Source organism: Streptomyces sp. NPDC051172, assembly GCF_040682555.1.
In the GTDB taxonomy this organism is placed as follows: Bacteria; Actinomycetota; Actinomycetes; order Streptomycetales; family Streptomycetaceae; genus Streptomyces.
The window spans coordinates 1-1,033 of the sequence record NZ_JBFBBE010000496.1; the positions used below are offsets into that span (position 1 = coordinate 1).

The window sequence follows — 1,033 nt, forward strand, 5'->3', positions numbered from 1 at the left end:
CGGGCGGGCCCGCGCTCTCTGCCAGGCGGTCCATGTGTGCGCGGGAGGCCGCTGCCGGCTCCGGCTCCGTCGCCAGAACGGGTTCGATGACCTCGGTCGGTTTCCATGTGGCGGCATCCCACACCTTTGAGGGGGTACTGCCTGTCTCCGCGTGCGCCGACGCTCCTGCGTCCGCGCCGGAAGCACACCCCGCCAACAAGAGGGCCCCGACGAGTCCGACCATGGCACCAGCGAAACCGCTTGTCATTCGCCCCTCAGGCACAAGACACCCCATCGCTCGCAGAGAAAATATCAGTAGGGGTAGTAGCAGTAGCCATTGCTACCCGAAAGAAGCAATGAGACCGAATCGGCCTTCCAGGTCTGGGTGCCTCGGAGACCAGGCTCCCAGTACCTCACGTAGTAGTTGGCTTTGGTACTCGACACTCCCCCAACCGACACCGTGAGGTAATCCCCGTACCGCTGCTGCTCGCCACGGACGCCGACATATCCACCTCCGGCACTGCAGTCCTGTCGCCCGGAGTCCGTCAATGCCTTTGCCGGCACTGCCCCAGAAACGGGCAACAATCCCGCGACGGCGATACCGGCCCCGACCTTTGTAACCCGCTGCTTCATACCCATGACGATCCTCCTCAGGATTCAAGCTCAAATATGAGCCGCGTCACACACTAGGCGCTAAGGCCTCCCACGGCAAGGGATTCTTCCTGGCCTCCTCAGGCCGTCCCGATTCCCTTTGCGCTTGCTGCAGCCATCACCGGGCGTCGTCTCGTGAGGCCGCGCCGTCGTCGTCCTCCCCGCCCTTGAACTGGCTCATGTAGAGCCGGTGGTAGGCGCCCTTGGCCGCGAGCAGCTCGGCGTGGCTGCCCTGCTCCACGATGTCGCCGTCCTCCATCACGAGGATGACGTCCGCGTCCCGGATGGTGGAGAGGCGGTTGGCGATCACGAAGCTCGTGCGGTCCGAGCGCAGCGCCGCCATCGCGCCCTGGACCAGCACCTCGGTGCGGGTGTCCACGGAGGAGGTGGCCTCGTCCAGGAT

Annotated in this window: 1 protein-coding gene and 1 pseudogene; both read right to left on the reverse strand. The window is 65.2% G+C overall.

Annotated elements, in window-relative coordinates:
- Positions 1 to 291: 291 nt before the first annotated feature.
- Entirely contained in the window at positions 292 to 618 is a 327-nt protein-coding gene (locus AB0N07_RS52195; protein ID WP_350748590.1) for a hypothetical protein, read from the reverse strand.
- A 130-nt stretch (positions 619 to 748) separates the two neighbouring features.
- Positions 749 to 1,033: pseudogene (locus AB0N07_RS52200) on the reverse strand (hypothetical protein); the annotation flags it as partial.

Excerpts from the sequence above, each read along its gene's own strand:
- AB0N07_RS52195 (WP_350748590.1), bottom strand. The coding sequence starts at position 618 with ATGGGTATGAAGCAGCGGGTTACAAAGGTCGGGGCCGGTATCGCCGTC.